At 64.7% G+C, this 15197-nt stretch carries 14 protein-coding genes; 11 read left to right on the top strand and 3 right to left on the bottom strand.

Going from position 1 to position 15197, the window contains the following annotated elements:
• Positions 1 to 27 precede the first annotated feature (27 nt).
• The 3 genes from ABZ728_RS06195 (at position 28) to ABZ728_RS06185 (ending at position 2864) form a co-directional block, all read left to right on the top strand.
• Positions 28 to 1206 (top strand): enolase C-terminal domain-like protein, encoded by a 1179-nt coding sequence (locus ABZ728_RS06195; RefSeq protein ID WP_366655128.1) that lies wholly within the window; start codon positions 28 to 30, stop codon positions 1204 to 1206.
• The gene (locus ABZ728_RS06190; protein ID WP_366655127.1) at positions 1199 to 2212 is read left to right on the top strand and encodes a GntR family transcriptional regulator; all 1014 of its coding nucleotides are present in this window, start codon (positions 1199 to 1201) and stop codon (positions 2210 to 2212) included. The genes ABZ728_RS06195 and ABZ728_RS06190 overlap by 8 nt, the downstream gene beginning before the upstream one ends.
• A 79-nt stretch (positions 2213 to 2291) precedes the next feature.
• Positions 2292 to 2864 (top strand): NnrU family protein, encoded by a 573-nt coding sequence (locus tag ABZ728_RS06185; RefSeq protein WP_366655126.1) that lies wholly within the window; start codon positions 2292 to 2294, stop codon positions 2862 to 2864.
• A 30-nt stretch (positions 2865 to 2894) separates the two neighbouring features.
• On the opposite strand, the gene ABZ728_RS06180 is transcribed toward ABZ728_RS06185, so the two are convergent.
• Entirely contained in the window at positions 2895 to 3821 is a 927-nt protein-coding gene (locus ABZ728_RS06180) for a LysR family transcriptional regulator (RefSeq protein WP_366655124.1), read from the bottom strand.
• 158 nt (positions 3822 to 3979) lie between these two features.
• On the opposite strand from ABZ728_RS06180, the gene ABZ728_RS06175 reads away from it, so the two are divergent.
• Both ABZ728_RS06175 and ABZ728_RS06170 read left to right on the top strand, forming a co-directional pair.
• The gene (locus ABZ728_RS06175; RefSeq protein ID WP_366655122.1) at positions 3980 to 4747 is read left to right on the top strand and encodes a cytochrome c oxidase assembly protein; all 768 of its coding nucleotides are present in this window, start codon (positions 3980 to 3982) and stop codon (positions 4745 to 4747) included.
• Positions 4744 to 5256 carry a CopD family protein gene (locus ABZ728_RS06170; RefSeq protein WP_366655121.1) on the top strand — a complete coding sequence of 171 codons (513 nt, stop codon included), beginning with the start codon at positions 4744 to 4746 and terminating at the stop codon, positions 5254 to 5256. Before ABZ728_RS06175 ends, ABZ728_RS06170 begins: the two co-directional genes overlap by 4 nt.
• Here ABZ728_RS06170 and ABZ728_RS06165 read toward each other — a convergent pair.
• On the bottom strand, positions 5220 to 5759 hold the full coding sequence (locus tag ABZ728_RS06165; RefSeq protein ID WP_366655120.1) for a DUF2231 domain-containing protein: 540 nt from the start codon (positions 5757 to 5759) through the stop codon (positions 5220 to 5222). The two genes, ABZ728_RS06170 and ABZ728_RS06165, sit on opposite strands and share 37 nt — an antisense overlap.
• A 15-nt stretch (positions 5760 to 5774) precedes the next feature.
• Between ABZ728_RS06165 and coxB the strand changes: the two genes are divergently transcribed.
• The 5 genes from coxB (at position 5775) to ABZ728_RS06140 (ending at position 11377) form a co-directional block, all read left to right on the top strand.
• Positions 5775 to 6440, top strand: a complete 666-nt coding sequence (gene coxB / locus ABZ728_RS06160) for a cytochrome c oxidase subunit II (RefSeq protein WP_366655118.1) — start codon at positions 5775 to 5777, stop codon at positions 6438 to 6440.
• Between the two features lie 30 nt (positions 6441 to 6470).
• Positions 6471 to 8975, top strand: a complete 2505-nt coding sequence (ctaD, locus tag ABZ728_RS06155) for a cytochrome c oxidase subunit I (RefSeq protein WP_366655117.1) — start codon at positions 6471 to 6473, stop codon at positions 8973 to 8975.
• Entirely contained in the window at positions 8972 to 9325 is a 354-nt protein-coding gene (locus tag ABZ728_RS06150) for a hypothetical protein (RefSeq protein WP_366655116.1), read from the top strand. Before ctaD ends, ABZ728_RS06150 begins: the two co-directional genes overlap by 4 nt.
• Before the next feature lie 118 nt (positions 9326 to 9443).
• Entirely contained in the window at positions 9444 to 10427 is a 984-nt protein-coding gene (locus ABZ728_RS06145) for an NAD-dependent epimerase/dehydratase family protein (protein WP_366655114.1), read from the top strand.
• The gene (locus ABZ728_RS06140) at positions 10424 to 11377 is read left to right on the top strand and encodes an SMP-30/gluconolactonase/LRE family protein (protein ID WP_366655112.1); all 954 of its coding nucleotides are present in this window, start codon (positions 10424 to 10426) and stop codon (positions 11375 to 11377) included. Before ABZ728_RS06145 ends, ABZ728_RS06140 begins: the two co-directional genes overlap by 4 nt.
• 45 nt (positions 11378 to 11422) lie before the next feature.
• Here the strand turns inward: ABZ728_RS06140 and ABZ728_RS06135 are convergent, their stop codons facing one another.
• Positions 11423 to 12658: an MFS transporter gene (locus tag ABZ728_RS06135; protein WP_366655110.1), complete on the bottom strand. Its 1236-nt coding sequence runs from the start codon at positions 12656 to 12658 to the stop codon at positions 11423 to 11425.
• Positions 12659 to 13042: 384 nt separating this feature from the next.
• On the opposite strand from ABZ728_RS06135, the gene ABZ728_RS06130 reads away from it, so the two are divergent.
• Positions 13043 to 14785: a DEAD/DEAH box helicase family protein gene (locus ABZ728_RS06130; RefSeq protein WP_366655109.1), complete on the top strand. Its 1743-nt coding sequence runs from the start codon at positions 13043 to 13045 to the stop codon at positions 14783 to 14785.
• Positions 14786 to 15197: the final 412 nt, after the last annotated feature.

Genomic DNA, 15197 nt, shown 5'->3' with positions numbered 1-15197 from the left:
TGCCGGGCACCATAAAGGGAGAACGAGTTGGACACGATCGATCGCATCGAACTGCGGACGTTCACTTTCGAAGTCGACGGTCTCGGTCTGGAAGGAGACGCCGCGTCGACCTACAACATGGTCTGCCGGCCCGGCGACAGGATCACGGTCGAACGGTACGCCGTGCTGCTTCACAGTACGGGCGGCCTGACCGGCGAATATGTGACCCATTGGGTCGGTACCCGCTCGGCTTTCGAACAGACGCGCACGCTGGCGCCCCTGCTTCTGGGGCGATCGACCCGGGACCGGGAATGGCTGTTCGACGAGTTCAAACGCGAACTGCGCCAATACGACCACATGGGTCACGGCGCGCTCGACATTGCGTTGTGGGACCTGCTGGGCAAGGAATGCGGATGTTCGGTGTCGCATCTGCTCGGGCGCTATCGCCAGCGCCTGCCCGCCTATGCCAGTACCTATCACGGTGATCATTCCGGGCGATTGAACTCGCCTGACGCCTTCGCGGAATTTGCCGAAGCCTGCTATCAACTGGGCTATCGCGCATTCAAGCTGCATGGCTGGCACGAGGGTGAGGCGCGGCGCGAGGCGGAAAACGTGCTCAACCTGCGCCGGGCGATGGGCGACCGTATGGAACTGATGCTCGACCCGGCCTGCCAGTTACGGACATTTGCCGACGCCCTTTATGTCGGCCGCGCCTGCGACGAGGCCGACTATCTCTGGTACGAGGATCCGTTCCGGGACAGCGGTGTGTCGGCCTTTGCCCACAAGCGGCTGCGTGAAAAGCTGAAAACGCCGCTGCTGATGACGGAACATGTGCGCGGGATCGAACCCAAGGCGGATTTCCTGATCGCTGGCGGCACCGACATCCTTCGCGCCGACCCGGAATACGATCTGGGCATTACGGGCGCGATGAAGATCGGCCATCTCGCCGAATCCTTCGGCGTCGACGTCGAGATCCACGCCTGCGGCCCGGCGCATCGTCACTGCATGGCGGCGCTCAGGAATACGCGGTATTACGAGGTGGCGCTTGTCGGTCCCGGGGCGGCCAATGCCGTGCCGCCGGTCTATAGCTGCGGCTATTCCGACCAGCTCGATGCCGTTGGGGCCGATGGCGCGTTCCCGGTGCCGGAGGGGCCGGGCCTGGGCGTGACCTATGACTGGGATTTCATCAAGCAGCATCAGACGAGTGAAACCATCCTCAGTGCCTGAAGATGGTTCGCATCGACGCCAGACCGTCCACGGCTATGTGAGGTCGGAGATCGCCGATGCGCTGACGCGCGGACAGCTTGCGCCGGGTGATATGCTGAAGGTCTCCCATGTCGCAAGGCGCTTCGGGGTCAGCCGGACGCCCGTCTACAGGGCGATGCACGAGATGGTGCAGGCGGGCGTCCTGCGCGACATCGGCACCGGCCGTTTCGTCGTGCCGGACCTGAACGGCGTGGAGCCGACGCGCGCGATCGCGAAGCCCGCAGTCTGGCAGGATCCGGGGCAGGGGCCTGCCAATCCACGCCCGCGCGCGAAGCCGCTTTGGGACGTGTTGTTCAAGACGGTTCAGCGCGAGATCGCGGAAACGACGCCGTTCGGTTCCTGCTTCATCATCGGTGCGACCCTGGCGTCGGTGCATAATGTCAGTCGGACGGTCGCACGTGATATTCTGGCGCGGCTGCAGCAGGCCGGTATCGTCCGGAAGGACGGTGATGGCCGATGGGTGACAGTCGCGCTGACCGACCGGCGGCTCGGCGACATCTACGAAATCCGCCAGCACCTGGAGCCGCTGGCGTTGCGGCGCGCCTTTCCCTTTCTTTCCGGGCCGGAGATCGATGCCGAACGCGCGGCGGTCGATGCCTGCCTTGCGAAATTTCCGGCGATCGATGGTGCCGTGCTCGATGCGCGGGAGGATTTCCTGCATGTGCATTGCATGGAAAAGGGCGATAACATCGAATTGATCGCGCTCCTTCGGCAGACGAGGCTTCCGCTGATCTCGAACCACGCAATGTTCGAACGGATCCTGGCGATCAAACCGGAAATCGAATTCCTGCAGGATCACGCGGCGATCCTGACAGCCTTGTCCGACAGGGCGATCGATGTCGCCTCTGCGGCGTTGTCAAGGCACCTCGAACGCTCTGCCGACACCTATCGCCAGCGCATGGCCAGACTGTGCCAGTCGGCCGTGCCGCAATTGCCGGAGTATCTCGAACTCGTGCGATCCGATTGATCGATTGCCGGCAGGCTTTCTTTTCCATTCCGGCGGATGTCCGGGCATACTGCCGAAACCCCATCATCCGGAGCGGGACATGGCGATTCTGATCCTGGGATTGATCATCTTTCTGGGCGTTCATTCGGTGCGCATCGTGGCGCCGGATTTCCGCGACCGCCAGATTGCGGCGCGGGGCCCGGGGGCATGGCGTGGAATCTTCTCGTTAGTGTCCCTGATCGGCTTCGTTCTGATCGTCTGGGGCTATTGGCTGGTCTGGCCGACGGCGCCGATCCTTTACGAACCGCCGGTCTGGATGAAGCATCTCAATATCGTCCTGATGCCCTTTGCGCTGATCTTCGTGGTCGCCTCGCAGTTACCGGCGGGCCGGATCAAGGCAACGCTGAAGCACCCCATGCTGGTCGGCGTCAAGATCTGGGCGCTGGGGCATTTGCTGGCCAATGGCGATCTGGCAGCACTGCTGCTGTTCGGATCGTTTCTGGCGTGGGCGGTTGCGGACCGGATCGCCGCCAGAAAGCGCGGCGACAGCGGTCCGGCACCGGGGCCGGTAAAGTGGGACGGATTTGCCGTCGCCATTGGGCTGGGGCTTTATCTCTTGTTCGTCTGGCGTCTGCATCTCTGGCTTTTCGGCGTCCCGGCCATCGCCGCCTGATCGGGCGCAGACAGTGCACGGCCTTGCATCTCAACGGGTCGGATCGTCACCGGGATCGCTGTTCAGCGGCAGGGCCGTCAGAGCGTCGGCGAGAAAGTCCATGACGCGGCGAATGCGCAGGCTGGTGCGCAGATCCCGGTGCGACGCCAGCCACATCGGCAGCGCCGGGATCGGCAGATCCGGCCAAAGGCGGCGCATGCCCGGCGACTGGCGGGCGACGAAAACGCTGGCGAAACCGATGCCCGCGCCTGCCTTTACCAGTTCCCAGTTCACGACCTGATCGTCGGTCCGGAGCCGGAAATCCCGTCGCGAGGCGCTGATCCCCATGTCGGCCATCGCCCGGACGATCAGGTCGGAACGATCATAGCCGACGATGCAATGGCTGGACAGCGCGTCCCAATTCCGGGGCCAGTCAGCGGGCACGCCGTGGCAGGCCAGATAGTCGGCGCGGGCAAAGGCGCCGATCGCCATGTCGTTGACCTTGCGCGCGATCAGGTCGTCCTGCGCCGGGCGAGCCATACGCACGGCGATATCGGCGTCGCGCGACAGCAGGTTCTCCACCGTATTGCTCGCGACCAGTTCGATCTCGATGCCCGGCTCGGCCCGGACCAGATCGGCGATGATCCCGGGCAGAATACAGGTGGCAACGACCTGGCTGGCCGTGATCCGCACCGTGCCGGTGGGATCGGCCGACTGACCGGCGGCCTTGAGCGCCAGACGCTCGGCGTCGGCCGCCATGGCGCGGGCATCGTCGATCAGCGTCATGCCTGCTTCGGTGAGGCGCATGCCGTCGCGGCCGCGAACGAACAGCGTCAGCCCGGTTGCCGCCTCCATGGCGTCGATATGGCGTCCGAGCGACGGCTGGCTGATGCCGATGCGCTGGGCGGCAGCGGCCAGAGAGCCGGCCTCGGCAACGGCAACGAAGCTTCGGATCAGGTGCCAGTCGAGTGCCGTCATCGTCCTTGCGCCGCCTCGCATTCACGCCGCACCGCCTATTCCCGGGAACCCGATCGGAAGCGCGGCCGCCGGTATGGTATCATTCGTATGTGATCAGGAACCATCGCAATGGCGATGGGGTTCACTATCGGGAACCGTAGAGAAAAGCGAGCCTGGACATGTCCGATCCGATCATCGCCTATTGCGGACCGGCGCCGCTGCCCGCCGATCTCTGGGTGCGCTGGAACCTGGACCCGGTGCTGCTGGCGGTGCTGGGGCTCGCTGCCTTTGTCGTCGTCAGGTTTGGTGGCCACCGGCCGAACGACCGGGTCTTTGGGTTGACGGCCGTCGCGCTGATGGCGGTGATCTTCGTCTCGCCGCTTTGCGCCTTGTCCTCGGCGTTGTTTTCCGCGCGGGTGCTGCACCATGTGCTTCTGATCGTGGCAGTGGCCCCGCTGCTGGCACTGGTGTTCCCCGCCGCCAACTCGTCGAGACGAATATCACTGGCCGCGCTCGCGACAATCCACGCCGTCGTGCTCTGGCTTTGGCACATTCCCGGCCTCTACGCCTGGGGACTGGCGAGCGTGCCTGCCTACTGGCTGATGCAGGTCAGTCTGCTGGGCACCGCCTGGGCGCTGTGGAACGGCGTGTTCGCGGCCATGGCGCAGCATCGCGGCGGCGGGGGTGACGGATCGCAGATGGTCGGCGTGCTCGTCGCGCTGATCGGCACCATCGCGCAGATGGGCATGCTGGGCGCGATCATCGTTTTCGCGCCGGAGCCGCTGTATTTCGTGCATTTCCTGGCAACCATCCCATGGGGGATCTCGCCGCTGGCCGATCAGCAACTGGCCGGGTTGCTGATGTGGGTTCCCGCCGCGTTGCCCTATGCGGCGGCCGGTCTCTGGCTGCTCTGGAGGGCTCTGGCGCCCCACGAGACGACGCCGTGATTCCCATCCTGAAATTCATCCATCTGGTGGCCATCTCGTTCTGGGCCGGAGGGCTGATCGGCCTTCCTTTCCTTCTTTCGCGACGCCGACGGATGGACAACGCCGATGATCTGGAACGGCTGCACCGTTTGGTGCGGTTCGTGTCCGTCGGTATCACGTCGCCGGCGGCCTTTCTGGCAATTGCCAGCGGCATCGTCCTGATCTTCGCCGAGGGGACGTTCGAGCCTTGGTTCGCGCTGAAGCTGACGGCGGTTGGCGCGATGGTCGCGTTGCATCTCTGGACCGGGTTCGTGGTGCTGGGGCTGTTCGCGCCCGGCGGCCGCTTCGGCGCCATCGCGGGCGCGGCACTGATCGGCGGCAGTGCGACGGTTGTCGCGCTGATCCTGTGGATCGTGCTGGCAAAGCCGGCGATCGATGCGGCGTTCGTTCCCGATGGCCTGTTCGAGCCGGGGGCGCTGGGCGACTGGTTCGATCAGTCGTTCGGTGACAACACGATGCCCACGCCATGATCGAAGATCAGCTTTCCGCCCTGATACCCCGCAAAAGCGGTGAGGACGGTCGCCACGGCCGAGAGCGCCAGCCCCAGCGGCAGCACGGCGGCGGCTTCGGACAGGCGCACGCCCCAATTGGTGCCGGCGACGGCCAGCAGCGTCATTGCGGCGACCGCGTGCGACCAACTGGTGACGCGGGCACGGATACCCGGAACGAGCACCAGTTCCAGCGTTCCGACCCCGGCCGCGGCGGCGCCGGTCAGAAAGGCGAATCCCGCCGTCCACAATCCGGCACGCTCCCAGAACGGATCGCCGGACCACCAGAAAAAGAGATCGGCCCCCAACGTGGCAACGACGAAGGCGATCGGGAAATGGACCATCATGGCATGAAGCGGGTGGCCGATAACCGCAATGGCCGATTCCTTGTCGAGGCGCCGCACCTCGGTCATCACCGGTTCGCCACCAGTCTGGTTGCCGGCCTCCGGCGGATCGCTCTTGCTGCTGGTTTCGGCTTGGCTCACGGCCGTGGCCCCCTGTTGCGTTTGCTCCCGCTGGCGGCGCCGTTCCTGATGGCCGGCTGCAGCGGCCCGTTCTCCACACTTGAACCCGCCGGGCCGGGTGCCGGTTCCATCGCCGATCTATGGTGGGTCATGCTGGCCGGTTCGGCAATCCTTCTCGGCCTCGTGATGACCCTGTTTGCCATGGTTATGTGGCGTCCCGACTGGGGCCGCCGGGTGCCGGCATCGCGATGGATCGTTCTCGGCGGTTTGGTGCTGCCGGCCCTCGTGCTGCCGCCCCTGGTGGGTTATGCGCTGTTCGCCGGCGACCGGCTGGTTCGCGGCGACACGGGTCACGCCATCCGGATCGAGGCCGAGGCCCGGCAATGGCACTGGCGCTTCAGCTACCCCGATCACGGCGACCGGGCGACGCAGGATCGGTTGTATCTTCCGGCTGGCCAGGATGTCGATATCACGATCACCAGCCGTGACGTGATCCATTCGTTCTGGGTGCCGCGGCTGGCCGGGAAACGCGACGCCATTCCGGGACACGAGACCGTGATGCGGCTTCGCGCTGACGAGCCGGGCACGCTGAGCGGGATCTGCGCCGAGTTCTGCGGCAGCGGTCACACCGGCATGCGGTTTGCCGTTACCGTGGTTGCCGAGGAAGAATTCGAGGACGCCCTGATGGAGGCCGCCCCCTGATGGAAGCCACCCCCTGATGGAAGCCAACCAATGAGCGGTACTCTGCAGCGGCACCGGGCGCTATCGGCCATCTGGGGCAGCGGATCCGGCGTCACCCGGCTGGCTTCGGTCAATCACTCGGTCGTCGGGCTGCGCTTCATGGTCACCGCGATGGTGTTCTTTGCCATCGGCGGCATGCTGGCGATGCTGATCCGCGCGCAACTCGCGACCCCGGATTCCGCCTTCGTCGGCCCGGAGATCTACAACCAGATCTTCACGATGCACGGCACGATCATGATGTTCCTGTTCGCGATCCCGCTGCTGGAGGGGATGGCGATCTATCTGCTGCCCAAGATGCTGGGCGCACGGGATCTGGCGTTTCCCCGGCTCACGGCCTATGGCTATTGGTGCTATCTGTTCGGAGGCACCATTCTGATCCTGGCGATGATCGCGGGCGTCGCGCCGGACAGCGGCTGGTTCATGTATACGCCGCTGTCGTCGAATGTCTATTCGCCGGGCATCAATGCCGATGTCTGGCTGCTCGGCGTCACCTTCGTGGAAATTTCGGCGATGACGCTGGCGGTGGAACTGGTCGTCTCGATCCTGAAGCTGCGGGCGCCTGGCATGTCGCTGGACCGCATGCCGATCTTCGGCTGGTACATCCTGGTGACGGCCGGCATGATGGTCGTCGGCTTTCCGCCACTGATCCTGGGCTCGATCCTGCTGGAAACCGAACGCGCGTTCGATTTGCCGTTCTTCGACCCCACCCGCGGCGGCGATCCGCTGTTGTGGCAGCACCTGTTCTGGCTGTTCGGCCATCCCGAGGTCTACATCATCTTTCTGCCCGCGGCCGGGGCCCTGTCGACGATCATCCCGGTCATGGCGGGGCGGGTGCTGATCGGCTATCGCGCCGTGATCGTTGCGATCGTCGCCCTGGCGTTCCTGAGCTTCGGCATCTGGGTCCACCACATGTTCACGGTCGGCATCCCGCATCTGTCGCTGGGTTTTTTTTCTGCCGCATCGGCGCTGGTTGCCGTGCCGACGGCCGTGCAGATATTCGCCTGGCTCGCCACCCTGACGAATGGCCGGCCGCGCCGCAGCATGCCGATGCTCTATGTTTTCGGCTTTTTCTTCATCTTCGTGGCCGGCGGGCTGACTGGTGTCATGCTGGCCATGGTGCCGTTCAACTGGCAGGTCCACGACACGCATTTCGTCGTCGCCCATCTGCACTATGTTCTCGTCGGCGGATTCGTGTTCCCGATATTGGCGGCGGTATATTACTGGCTGCCGTTGATCAGCGGGCGGCGGTCGATCCCCGGGCTGGCCATTCCGGCCTTCTGGCTGATCTTCATCGGCTTCAACATGACGTTCTTCCTGATGCACCTGACCGGTCTGCTGGGCATGCCGCGGCGCATCCATACCTATCCGGGATACGAGGGCTGGGTCGGGCTCAACCTTCTGTCATCGGTGGGCGGCTTCGTGCTGACCATCGGATTTGCTCTGCTCGCGGTCGATGTTCTGGGCCGGCTGCGTTTCGGCCGGCGGGCCCGCCGCGATCCCTGGCACGCCGGCACGCTTGAATGGGCGATGCCGATGCCGCCGACACCCTATGCGTTCGCGTCGATTCCGCATATCGATGGCCGGGCCGACGATCTTCGCCCGGCGGCGCTGGCACTGGCCCTGGCCAGAGGTGAGGGATACCTGAGCCGAACACGGCATGGCTGGCAGGAGACGCTGGGTGTCCATGCGACGACGGGGCTGCCGGACCAACTGGTCGTCCTGCCGCGAATGACCTTTCTGCCGCTGATCACGGCGGTCGCGACCGGGCTCGTGGTTCTGGCGATGCTGTTCAAGGTCTATCCGCTTGCTATTGCGGGCGCATTTCTGGTTGTCGGCCTGTTCATCTACAGCGGTCAGAACGCCGGGCTGTCGCGGGACTTTGATCCTCTTGACGTCGGTCACGGTGTCACCCTGCCGCCGCATACCCAGGTCGATGGATCACCACCCTGGTGGGCCATGATGGTAACGCTGGTCGCCGACGCCGCCCTGTTCTCGTCACTGGTATTCGGCACCTTCTATCTGTGGGTGACCGCGCCAGCCGATCCGCCCGAAGTCGGGCAGGCGAGCATGGTTCTGGCCGCGCTGACCGTCGCCGCCCTGGCAGGCGCGGCGTTGTCCGCCCGTTCGGCGTTGCGCGCGGTGGCCGATGGATCGGCGATCGCGGTGCGTCTGGCGGCCGGCGGTCTGGCATTCGCAGCCGCGATCGCCGGGCTGATGGTGTTGATCGCGGGGATAACACCGTCTCCGACCGAGCACGCGTTCGGTGCCGTCGCGTCTGCCCTGCTCACCTATGCGGCGCTGCATGCGGGAATTGGCGTTGCCTTCGTGATCAGCAACGCCCTGCGGCTGAGGGCCGGATTCATATCCCCGTCCCGCCGCCTGGATCTGCGACTGACGCGGGTGTGGGCGGACTATACCGCCGTCGTCGGCGCCGTCGCCCTGGTGCTGGTTTTGTCGCTGCCCGGATTGGTCGGGGCGCTGGAGGTGCGGCCATGAACGCCACCGGGAACACCTCCGATTCCGACGGTCTCAGCCCATGGCGCCTTTGGTGGCTGGTGGCCGGCTTCGCGGTCTGGGGCAGTGCCCTTGGCGCACTATATGGCCTGCACGGGCTCGGCTGTGCCTTCGCATGGCCCGCTGGCGTTTTGCGGCTGATGATGGCTCTGGTGCTGCTGGTCCATCTGGGGGTACTGGGCTGGGTGGTCCGGCACCTGTACCTGTCAGGCGGCAACGGCACTGCGACCGGCCGCTTTCTTCGGGCGGTCTTCATGGGGAGTGCGCTGTCGGCGCTGGCGGCAACGGTTCTGACCTTTGCGCCGCCTCTTTTGCTCACCGCGTGCACCTGAGACTCCTGCGTCATATCAATTCATTTATGAATAGAGAAGGCCCGATGTTGGCCGTATTAGCGACGCAGAGGAATAGATAGTGTTCTGTCCTGGAAACAATTCAGGAAAGGACGGGTTCATGATGACGATAGCGATACTCGGCGCCCGCGGGCAGGTCGGGCGGGCTGTGGCGAGGGCATTCCACCGGCGCGGTTATGATGTGATCGCGGTTACCAGAGATGGCCGCGCAGAGGGACTGCCGGTCGGCACGGCGCATCGTGCCGCCGACGCGACCGACACGGATGCGCTCGTGCGTGCGACCGAGGGGGCGGATCTCATCTTCAACGGCCTCAATCCCGATTACACGCAGTGGGATCGATTTGCCGTTCCAATGGCGGAATCGGTGCTCGCGGCCGCGCGCACCCACAACGCGACCCATCTTTTTCCGGGCAATGTCTATAATTTCGGGCGCGAGATACCGGCCCTCGTCACCGAGGCCACGCCGTTCAGGGCCAGTACGCCGAAAGCCGCAACCCGCATCGCGATGGAAGAACGCTTTGCCCGCGCGGCGACTGAAGACGCCACGCAGACCCTGATCCTGCGGGCGGGCGATTTCTTCGGCGGCGACGGTGACGGCCGGGCATCATGGTTCCGCCAGGCCCTGATCGCGAAACTGGACCGGGGCATCTTCACCTATCCCGGCCCCATGGACCGCCCGCATGCCTGGGCCTATCTGCCCGACCTGGCCGAAGCATTCGCCGATCTGGCCGAAGCGCGGCACGGTCTCGACCGATTTGCATGGTTTGGCTTCGATGGCCATTGCCTGACCGGCGCGGAGATGAAGGCGGCGGTGGAACGGGCGGCGGGCCGGCCGCTGCGGACCCGGCGCATGCCCTGGACGCTGATGCGGGCGGTCGGCGTTGTGAACCCGATGATCCGCGAGCTGACCCGCATGTCCTATCTCTGGTCGGCGCCGCATCGGGTCTCAGGGGCGTGGCTGTCGTCGATCATCGGCACGATCCCGCATACGCCAACGGATAGTGCGGTCGGCATCGCGCTTGGCGCGGCCGGATCGCTCGACTACCTTGGGAACGAAGCATCGCAGGACTCACTGCGCGCATGATCAAGAACCAGGGAGGACGCGCCGCCATGGCCGTGGAGCGCATTACCGATTGCATCGATATCGTCGACGAACGGTTCCGCTATTTCATTCCGCCGAACACGTGGCTCGAACGATTGGCGACCGGTTTTCTGTGGTCGGAAGGACCTGTCTGGTTTGCCGATACCGGCGTGCTGGTCTGGTCCGATATTCCCAACAACCGGATGATGCGCTGGACCGAGGAGGGCGTGTCGGAGTTTCGCCGTCCGTCGAATTTCACCAACGGGAATACCCGAGACCGCGAGGGCCGGCTCGTGAGTTGCGAACATGGCAGCCGCCGGGTTACGAGAACCGAGCCGGATGGAACGATCACGGTGCTGGCCGAGAAATTCGACGGCAAGCGGCTGAATTCGCCCAATGACGTCGTGGTCAAATCGGACGGCTCGATCTGGTTCACCGATCCGCCCTATGGCATCCTGTCGGATTACGAGGGGCACAGGGCCGACAGCGAGATCGGCGCTTGCAACGTCTATCGGATCGATCCGGCGGACGGCGGATTGACCGTGGTTGCCGGCGATTTCGACAAGCCCAACGGGCTGTGCTTCTCGCCGGACGAAAAGCGGCTGTATATCTCGGATACCGGCCGCAGCCATGACGCCGGCGGCGCGCATCATATTCGGGTGTTCGATGTGGCGGCGGATGGCCGCAGCCTGTCCAACGCCCGTGTCTTCGCCGAGATCGAGCCGGGGGTTTCGGACGGATTCCGCGCCGATACCGACGGCAACATCTGGACGTCGGCCGGCGATGGGGTTCAGGTCTTCGACCCCGACGGTCACATGGTGGGTCGGATTCTTGTGCCGGAAACCGTCGCCAACGTCACGTTCGGCGGCGCCCGCCGCAACCGGCTGTTTATCACGGCGACGACATCGGTGTATGCGATCTATGTCGGCAAGACCGGCGCCCAACGCCCCTGATAATCCCACCACTTCTCGCTGGGCCGGGCGTGCGGCCAGCCCGGCTCAGCTTCCGGCCGGCACTTCCCTGTCGGTATCCACAGGGTCGGTCTCCACGGGCGCGATACCCTCTTGCGGCCGGGTGCGCATCCACGCCAGGGCAATCAGGATCAGCACGAGTACAGGGACGGCGCCGATATTCACCGACTGCCAGCCGAAATTGTGCAGCAACGCGCCGGACGAGAAGGACGCCACCGCCACGGTTCCGAAAACCAGAAACTCGTTCAGCCCCTGAACCTTGGCCTTTTCCGCGGGGGTATGGCATCGGGTCAGCAAGGTCGTGCCGCCGATGAAAGTGAAGTTCCACCCAATGCCGAGCAGGAACAGCGCCGACAGATAGTGGGCGAAGGTGATGCCGGAAACGGCGATGCCGACATGGATGATCAGCAGAACGGCGCCGGTCAGGATGATCCGCTGGACACCAAACCGGGCGATCAGCGAGCCGGTGAAGAACGACGGCGCGAACATGCCCAGGACATGCCACTGAATGACGACCGAGGCGTCGTCGACCGAATGATCATGCCCCACCATGGCCAACGGCGTGGCGGTCATGGCCAGCACCATGACGCCATAGCCGATCGCGGCGGAAAGAATGGCGACGATAAAGGCGGGTTGCCGGGCGATGACGCTCATTGGGCGCCCGGCCTTGCCGGCTTTTTCCGCTTCGGCGCGCGGGATCCGGACCAGCGACAGGATGGCGAAGGACAGGACGCCCAGGCCCGCCAGCGCCAGAAACGATCCGGCATAGGGCAGGCCGTCCAGGCTGTCGCGGGTCGAGCGGGCGATGAACGGGCCGAGGAAAGCGGCCACGATGCCGCCGGCCATGACCAGCGAAATGGCGCGCGGCCGGAATACCGGTCCGGCGACATCGGCCGCGGCAAAGCGATAATAATGCGCGAAGGCCTGGAAGACGCCGACCAGCATGGTCGCGGCGGAGAAAACGATGAAACTGTCGATCGAGATCGCCCAGGCGCCGATCAGGCCGCCGAGCATCCCTGCAGTGGCGCCGATCTGGAAACCGGCGCGCCGGCCGATACGCCGCATGACGAACGATGCGGGTACCGTCGAGATGACGGTGCCGACGACCATCAGCCCGACCGGGACGGTCGCGAAGCCGGGTGAGGGCGCCAGCATCTGGCCGACGAGGCCGCCGAACGTCATCACCAGAATCGTGGTCGAATTGAACAATGCCTGACAGGTCGCCAGGAGGAAGACGTTGCGGTGTTCAGCGGATGAAGCCATTTGATCCTGGTCCGTCGCAGCGGTTCTGAGGCCGGCTACCATAGCCCGCCTTCCCCGCTGCCGAAAGGGTTGCATGCCAGAGTATCCGGAAATGCCCTCCCTGCAGGGCAGCCGCCCGCGATGCTGCTCGCGGCGGGTGGATATATCGCTCGACAGCACCGCATGGTCGCACCACTTATGGGAAGGCCGTCAAGGGATATTGGCGGAGCGGCGGGCACGACACATGTGCCAGACGCATGTCGACGATGCCTTGGCGGCGGCGTCATGCTCGCCTATAGTGCCGCGCCTTCGCGTTTTCGGTGGCCGGCCGGGTGGCCGGTACTGCCGGAACGCTCATGCGACAGCACTTTCGACCCTTCAACGACAGGTGAGCGCGCAAGCCCGATGGATGCTTTGACACCGTCCAGTCTGATTCTAACTCCCGCCCAGAAGCTCGGCGTTCAGCGGATGTGCGACGCGATAGACCGCAAGGTGGCGGGCGTCGTCGTCAAGCCTACGGGTTCCGGAAAGACCGTCATGATGGCGGCCGTCCGGTGGCACTTTCCGCATCTGCGGGCGATCATTGTGTCGCCCAACGACGACATCAGCGAGCAGAATCAGGAAAAGTTCGCGTGGGTCGGTGATTCGCTGGGCATCGCGGACACGACCAGCACACGGTATTGCGCCTGGTCGAAGGATCTGACCGGGCATACGGTGTTCGGCAACAGTCTGTCGCTGATCAAGGCACTGGAACGTCCGACGCGGCGCGACGAGATGCGCGAGGCGCTGGGCGCGTTCGATATTGCCTTCGTCGACGAATGTCACCACGCGCCCGCGCCCAAACACCGCCTGCTGCTGCAGAATCTGCCCAAGCTGCGGATCGGCCTCAGCGCGACGCCGCTGCGCGAGGACGGCAAGCCGGTTGCGGAGATGTTCGGCAAGACCATCAGCGTCATGACCCGCGACGAGGCCACCGACGACGGGCTGATCGTTCCCGTGCATCTCGAACAGCTTGAACTGGGCCAGGAAGAAGCCCTGGCCATCGGCAAGAGCCACGGCTTGCGCGATCCCAATGTCATCGAGCGGGTCGGCCGCCACTGGATGGGCTGCCGGGAAAAGGGCACTGCCATCGTCTATGCCATCGACCGACGCCACGCCCGCGACATTGCCGGGTGTTTCGTCGATCTCGGCATCAAGGCGACCATGATCGACGGCACGGCCACGCGCGAAGAACGCCGCTCCATCAAGCAGGGGCTGGCCGACGGCACGCTGGATATGGTCGTGACCTGCAACGTGCTGGGCGAGGGAACGGATATTCCGAACCTTCAGGACATGCTCAATTTCCGGGTCACAATGACACCGGCGGAATATTTGCAGAAGGTCGGCCGCGTCGCCAGGACCGACCGCAATAACGCCAGCAAGACCCGCGGGCGGGTGTTTGAATGCGGCGGCGCCAGTTATCGCTATCAGACCAGTCCGCTCTGTCAGGTTGCGGAACACGGCGCCATCGACATCATCGAGAATGCCGAGCGCTTCAATATGCGCAAGAACGTTTTCGACCGCGAACGCCGGGCGGCCGAGGCGCGCAAGCGTCAGCGCCGCAAGGACGAAGCGAATCTCGAAGATGTCCGGATCAATATCACCCGCGATCAGCCGGAACTGGTGCCGCTTCTGCGCCTGTCGACCTCGACCATGGTGGCGTCCCGGCGCGACGGCCCGATCGATACGCTGGTCGTTTTCCACCGCATGGGCGGGGGCGGCTTCGCCATCGTCGATCTCAAGGTCCGGCGCCAGGTCTTCGAGACCCCGGACGGCAAGAAGCGCGAGAAGACGAGCATCGTCGGCAAGTCCGTGATCATCGAGCAGGACCCCGATGACGCCATGGAGACGCTGAGCGGCATGCTGCCGGAGAAGTCGACCAAGGTGACGGAACAGATCCTGCGCGAACCCGATCCCGCGATCGTCCGACAGGTCAAGGTGTTCAACGACAAGCGGCTGCGCCGCAGTTTCGGCCAGATCTATCTGAACAACAACTATGACGCCATGACGCTGAAGACCGCCGTAACCGTCATGGAGTTCATCGAGGCGATGATCGACGAGTCGGTCGAGGGCGAAGCCGGCACCATCGTTCTGATTCCCCGCGTCTGAGCGGTAACCCGTGCCGGCCTGCATCGCGGCCGGGGCCTCAAATCCTCCTCCCCGGCAACTGTGTTTCTCGACACAGCATCCGCCTCCTATTCCATTCCGGGGTGGAGCGAAGCGACATTCGGGGCCCACACGCTCCGCGAGAACGCTGACAGTGTGGGCCCCGGCTCTGCAAAGCAGCATTTCATGCTGCATTGCGTCCGGGGCAGGGGATTTTTTGCGGCGTCACCGCTCGATCTCTTCCTCGGCAACTGTGTTTCTCGACACAGCATCCGCCCCTGCCTCCACCCCGGAGACGCGAAGCGTCATCCGGGGTCCACACGCTCCGCGAGAACGCTGACAGTGTGGGCCCCGGCTCTGCAAAGCAGCATTTCATGCTGCATTGCGTCCGGGGCAGGGGATTTTTTGCGGCGTC

It is taken from the genome of Fodinicurvata sp. EGI_FJ10296, from assembly GCF_040712075.1.
Taxonomy (GTDB): domain Bacteria; phylum Pseudomonadota; class Alphaproteobacteria; order DSM-16000; family Inquilinaceae; genus JBFCVL01.
The sequence above is the reverse complement of the archived record's forward strand: the minus strand, read 5'-3'. Positions and strand labels throughout refer to the sequence as shown.